The 6,212-nt window shown below is 46.2% G+C and carries 5 protein-coding genes; all 5 read left to right on the forward strand.

Annotated features, from left to right (window positions below):
- Positions 1–92 precede the first annotated feature (92 nt).
- Positions 93–1,013, forward strand: coding sequence for a bifunctional riboflavin kinase/FAD synthetase (ribF, locus tag MHN09_RS18160; protein WP_239241660.1), 921 nt, complete (start codon positions 93–95; stop codon positions 1,011–1,013).
- A 269-nt stretch (positions 1,014–1,282) separates the two neighbouring features.
- Positions 1,283–4,102, forward strand: coding sequence for an isoleucine--tRNA ligase (ileS, locus tag MHN09_RS18165; protein WP_239241661.1), 2,820 nt, complete (start codon positions 1,283–1,285; stop codon positions 4,100–4,102).
- Complete coding sequence (gene lspA, locus MHN09_RS18170; RefSeq protein ID WP_014977012.1) at positions 4,095–4,643, forward strand: signal peptidase II; 549 nt, start codon at positions 4,095–4,097, stop codon at positions 4,641–4,643. The genes ileS and lspA overlap by 8 nt, the downstream gene beginning before the upstream one ends.
- Positions 4,644–4,657: 14 nt before the next feature.
- A complete protein-coding gene (gene fkpB, locus MHN09_RS18175) occupies positions 4,658–5,125 on the forward strand; it encodes an FKBP-type peptidyl-prolyl cis-trans isomerase (protein WP_014950129.1) in 468 nt (155 codons plus the stop codon).
- Positions 5,126–5,127: 2 nt separating this feature from the next.
- Positions 5,128–6,072, forward strand: a complete 945-nt coding sequence (gene ispH / locus MHN09_RS18180) for a 4-hydroxy-3-methylbut-2-enyl diphosphate reductase (protein ID WP_014977011.1) — start codon at positions 5,128–5,130, stop codon at positions 6,070–6,072.
- Positions 6,073–6,212 lie beyond the last annotated feature (140 nt).

A 6,212-nucleotide genomic window follows, 5' to 3' on the forward strand; every position in this document is an offset into this window, starting at 1 on the left:
AGTCAGAATGGCCCGTGTGCTTGGTATTGTGCTCGCGGTCGGCTATAATCGCGAGCTTTGATTTTCTAGCAGTTAAAAGGTAGTGGCTAACAGTGGAATTTATCCGCGGGCTAAACAATGTAAAACCGCACCATAAAGGGTGTGTGCTCACTATTGGCAAGTTCGACGGCGTACACCGTGGTCATCAAGCTGTGTTGGCTAACGTGCTTGAAAAAGCGAAATCGCTATCACTTCCTGCCACCGTAATGGTGTTCGAACCGCAGCCTGAAGAAGTCTTTATGCCCGATAAAGCACCAGCGCGTATAAGCCCTCTTCGCGAAAAGTACGAATTGCTGCGCCAACAAGGTGTCGACAGGCTGCTTGCTGTGCGATTTAACGCGGAGTTTGCTAAGCAAAGTGCCGATACCTTTGTCCACGATTTACTGGTGGACAAACTGGGTGTTAGATTTCTTGTTGTTGGCGACGATTTCCGTTTTGGCAATGGCCGCAAAGGGGATTTCGAAATGCTTGAGGCGGCAGGTCGCCAATATGGTTTCGAAGTAGTAAGCACCCACAGTTTTACCATGCATGCCCATCGAATAAGCTCTACCGCGGTGCGAGAAGCATTGGCTGACAGCGATTTTGGTTTGTCTACCGAAATGCTAGGGCGCCCGTTTGCTATTCACGGTAGGGTGGTTCACGGCGAGAAAAAAGGTCGCACCATTGGTTTTCCCACCGCGAATGTTATGCTAAAACGCCAAAAAACGCCAATTCACGGCGTGTTCGCAGTTCGTGTCGACGTAGATGGAAAACACTATAACGGCGTTGCGAACATTGGTACCCGTCCTACTGTTAACGGGGTAAGAAACCAGTTAGAAGTCCATATTTTTGATTTGTCATCTGACCTATACGGCAAGCCTATTACGGTGTTTCCGATGGCAAAAATAAGAGATGAAATTAAATTTGATTCTTTTGAGGCGTTGAAAAATCAAATTCAAGCAGATGCAGCACAAGCGCGTCTGTTATTAGCATAGTTAAACGTGATAAAGTCACGAAAAGTTTCTGCGCGTATTAATTTTATTGAGCTTGATTTTTTAAACGTGGATCCTTGTTCGCGAAACGCGTAAGTAAGTCACTGTGCTAGAACATATAATGTCAGCCTTGCGCTAGTAAGAGCGACACACAGTTTTACGTTGAACCTTTTACATTCAGCGTTTTAATTTAAACATCGCAAAATGAATATCGCCTTCACAATGTGTTAGTGCATTGGGTGAAAATTAAGGTAACCGGATAATACAATTTTATGAGTGATTACAAAGCCACACTGAACCTTCCAGAAACTGCGTTCCCGATGCGCGGTAACCTTGCTCAGCGCGAGCCGAAAATGCTTAAAGACTGGCAGGAAAGAGGGGTATACAGCAAAATTCGTGAAGCGAAAAAAGGCAAAAAGCCATTTATTCTTCACGATGGCCCTCCTTATGCAAATGGCGATATTCACATTGGTCACGCGGTTAACAAAATTCTTAAAGACATTATTGTAAAGTCAAAAAACCTTTCTGACTTCGATTCTCCGTACGTTCCTGGATGGGACTGTCACGGTTTGCCGATTGAATTGATGGTAGAAAAGAAAGTTGGTAAGCCAGGTAAGAAAGTTACTGCGGCTGAATTTCGCCAGAAGTGTCGCGAATACGCACAAAAGCAAATTGACGGCCAAATGGCTGACTTTAAACGCTTAGGTGTGTTTGGTGAATGGGATAACCCATACAAAACGATGGACTTCAAATCTGAAGCCGACATCATTCGCGCATTAAGTAAAATTGTAGACTCGGGTCACTTAGAAAAGGGCTTCAAACCTGTTCATTGGTGTACAGATTGTGGTTCGGCACTCGCTGAAGCAGAAGTTGAATACAAAGACAAAGTATCACCGGCTATCGACGTTAAGTTCCCAGTAGCTGATGTGGCTGCTATTGCAGAAGCGTTTGGTGTGTCTGAAGGTGATTTAACCACACACAAAGCAGGTGTAGTTATTTGGACTACCACACCGTGGACACTGCCAGCCAACCGTGCAATCAGCTTACACCCAGAGCTTACCTATGCGATTGTTGAAGTTCAGCCTTCAAATGAATGGCTAGTGGTAGCGCAGGACCTGCTTGAAAGCTGCATGAACCGTTACGGCGTTGAAGATTTCCGCGAAGTGGCAACCTGTACTGGTGCTGCGCTTGATAAGCTTAAAGTTAATCACCCATTCTTAGACCTTGAAGTTCCGTTAATTCTAGGCGACCACGTTACGACTGAGTCTGGTACAGGTTGTGTACACACAGCGCCAGCTCATGGTGTTGACGACTTTAACGTGGGCAAGCAATACGATATCGAAGTGTACAATCCGGTAGGCAACAATGGCGTGTACCTTGAAAACACACCGCTGTTTGCAGGTCAGTTTGTATTTAAAGCCAACGATGAAATTATCGAAACGGTTAAAGAGAAGGGTAACCTTGTCCTAAACGTAAAATACGAGCACAGCTACCCGCATTGCTGGCGCCACAAAACGCCAATCATCTTCCGCGCTACGCCTCAGTGGTTTGTCAGCATGGATAAAAAAGGCCTTCGCGCTGAATCACTTGAACAAATTAAGCAAACCAAATGGATCCCGGACTGGGGCCAAAACCGCATTGAGAAGATGGTTGAAGGTCGTCCAGACTGGTGTATCTCACGTCAACGTACGTGGGGCGTGCCTATTCCTTTGTATGTGCACAAACTTACCGGTGAAATCCACCCAGAGTCTGCGGCGTTAATGGAAAAGGTGGCACAAGAAGTTGAAGCTAAAGGCATTCAAGCGTGGTGGGATCTCGATGATGCAGCCCTGCTTGGTAGCGAATTAGACAACTATGAAAAAGTGACCGATACCCTAGACGTTTGGTTTGACTCAGGCGTGACGCATTACTTCGTTGTAGACCGTCGCGATGATATCCCGGCCTCTGCCGATTTATATCTTGAAGGTTCAGACCAACACCGCGGTTGGTTTATGTCTTCGCTTATGTCATCAACTGCCATGCACGGTCACGCGCCTTATAAAGAAGTGCTAACACACGGCTTTACGGTAGATGCCCACGGCAGAAAAATGTCGAAGTCGGTAGGTAACGTTGTGGCGCCTCAGGAAGTGACTAACAAATTAGGCGCAGACATCCTTCGTCTATGGGTAGCATCTACTGACTATCGCGGCGAGATTGCGGTATCGGATGAAATTTTAAAGCGTGCTGCAGATGGCTACCGCCGCGTACGTAACACTGCACGCTTCTTGCTAGCAAACCTGAACGGTTTCTCGGTTGAAGATGCGGTTGCAGAAGAAGATATGGTCGCGCTTGACCGCTGGGTTGTTGCTCGTGCTAAGGCACTTCAAGAAGAGCTTATCGAAGCGTATGACAACTACGACTTGCTGGTAGTGTCACAGAAGCTTACGCACTTCTGCTCAATTGAGCTGGGCTCATTCTATTTAGACGTGATTAAAGACCGCCAGTACACAGCTAAAGCAGATGGGCTAGCCCGTCGTTCATGCCAAACGGCCATGTATCATATCATTGAAGCATTGGTTCGCTGGATGGCGCCTATTACCAGTTTTACTGCACAAGAAATCTGGGAAACGTTACCAGGTGAGCGCAGCGAGTTTGTATTCACTGAAACTTGGTACGAAGGGTTTAATAACTTCACGCAAAGCGACACGTTTAACGATGCCCTATGGCATCAAGTGCTAAGCGTAAAAGACGCGGCAAACCAAGCGATGGAACAGGCGCGTAAAGATGGCGAGCTAGGTGGCTCACTAGAAGCGAGCATTTCGCTTTATGCTACCGAGTCGTTGTACAACGTACTTGCAAAGCTTGAAGACGAGCTACGTTTCGTACTTATTACATCAGGCGTTACGCTAACGAAAGTTGCCGGTGCACCGTCTGATGCGAAAGCCACAGACGTAGAAGGTTTATGGTTGAGCGTTAATAAAGCAAGCGGTGAAAAGTGTGTTCGCTGCTGGCATCACCGTGAAGATGTGGGCTCACATGAAGGTCACGAAGAGCTTTGTGGTCGCTGTGTGACAAACATTGACGGTGATGGAGAAGAACGCCACTATGCTTAAGCTTTTTCGCGAAACAGGCTTGCGTTTTTTGTGGATAAGCGCAATTGCGTTTATCCTCGACCAATGGAGTAAGTACACGGTTATCGACAGTATGTCGTTGTATCAGTCGATACAGGTATTGCCGTTTTTTAACTTTACTTACGTACATAATTACGGCGCCGCATTTAGTTTTTTAGAAAATGCAGGTGGTTGGCAGCGCTGGTTCTTCACTGCCATTGCTGTCGTGGTAAGTGTAGTGATTTTGTGGTGGCTGAAGCAGTCACCCCGTTCGCAAAAAATGCTGCCCGTTGCGTTTGCCTTTATTCTAGGTGGTGCATTAGGCAATGTTTACGACCGTTTAGTCCATGGTTATGTCATCGACTTCTTAGATTTTTACGTAAACAACTACCACTGGCCAGCGTTTAACATTGCTGACAGCGCAATATTTATAGGCGCTGCCTTACTTATTATCGACATGTTTAAAAATGGCGACAAAAAAAGTGAAGGGAACGGTGCAGACGCGCGAGCCAGTGCCGCGGACAATAGCGAAACCATTAAGTAGTATTCGGAAAGGTTATGACAGACTCATTGATAATTGGTGCTGATAACGAAGTTATTCTTCACTTTGATTTAAAGCTAGAAGATGGCTCTGCCGCTGACAGTACTCGTGTAAACAACAAACCTGCCAAAATGGTGATGGGTGACGGTAGCCTTACGCCGAATTTTGAAGCGTGTTTACTTGGGCTTAAAAAAGGTGACAAAAAGTCATTTAAATTAGGCCCTGAAGATGCATTCGGCCAGTCCGATCCGAATAATATTCACTATATGGATAGAAGCCGCTTTGGTGCAGATTTACAGGTTGAGGAAGGCATGATTTTAGCGTTTGCTCAGCCTGACGGTTCAGAGATTCCGGGGATTATTCGAAGTGCTGCTGGAGACTCTGTTACGGTAGACTTCAATCACCCGCTAGCAGGGCAAACGGTTATCTTTGACGTTGAAATTATTGATGTTAAACCTGGCGTGTCAGCACAAGGTGGAAACTAGTTATGCAAATTCATTTAGCTAACCCTCGTGGCTTCTGCGCGGGCGTTGATAGAGCTATCACCATCGTTGAACGCGCGCTTGAAATGTTCGAGCCGCCCATTTATGTACGCCACGAAGTGGTACACAATAAATTTGTGGTAGATGGGCTACGTGAGCGTGGTGCGCTATTTGTTGATGAGCTTCACGAAGTACCAGACGACAGCATAGTAATATTTTCTGCCCATGGCGTATCGCAAGCGGTAAGAAAAGAAGCGGAAAATCGCGGTTTAAAGGTCTTTGATGCCACGTGCCCCTTAGTGACGAAAGTACATATGGAAGTTACCCGCGCTAGCAAAACGGGTACTGAATGTATCTTGATTGGTCATGCTGGTCACCCTGAAGTAGAGGGCACCATGGGTCAGTACAGCAACGAAGATGGCGGTATTTATTTAGTTGAATCTGAAGCTGATGTGGCAACGCTTGAAGTTAAAGATCCGACCAATCTTTATTATTGCAGCCAAACTACGCTGTCTGTTGATGATACCGCCGATGTTATTGACGCACTTCGCGCTAAGTTCCCCAAAATCAATGGTCCGAGAAAAGACGACATTTGCTATGCCACGCAGAATCGCCAAGACGCGGTGCGTGACCTAGCCCAAGATTGTCAGGTTTTACTGGTTGTTGGGGCACAGAATAGCTCAAACTCGAACCGTCTTCGCGAGTTGGCTGAAAAAATTGGCGCAAAAGCGTATTTGATTGCTGACGCTAATTGCATTCAAGAGGAATGGCTAGAAGGTGTAGAGCATATTGGCGTTACTGCAGGCGCGTCTGCACCGGAAGTGTTAGTGCAAGGTGTGGTAAACAAGCTCAAAGCGTGGGGTGCTGTTTCAGCTTCTGAGCGTGCTGGACGCGAAGAAAATGTGGAATTTGCAGTACCTAAAGAGCTGCGTGTTAAACAGGTCGTTTAATTTATCCGCACTATCAAAATAAAAAAACACCGCACTTAGTTGCTAATGCCGATCAGTTAAGAATTTAATGATCGGTTGACCGATCTTTTTAAGGCTTCAAAATCCGGTATCAGGTAACTGATATCGGATTTTTTTATGGA

The sequence above is a fragment of the Alteromonas sp. MmMcT2-5 genome (assembly GCF_022348315.1).
In the GTDB taxonomy this organism is placed as follows: Bacteria; Pseudomonadota; Gammaproteobacteria; order Enterobacterales; family Alteromonadaceae; genus Alteromonas; species Alteromonas macleodii.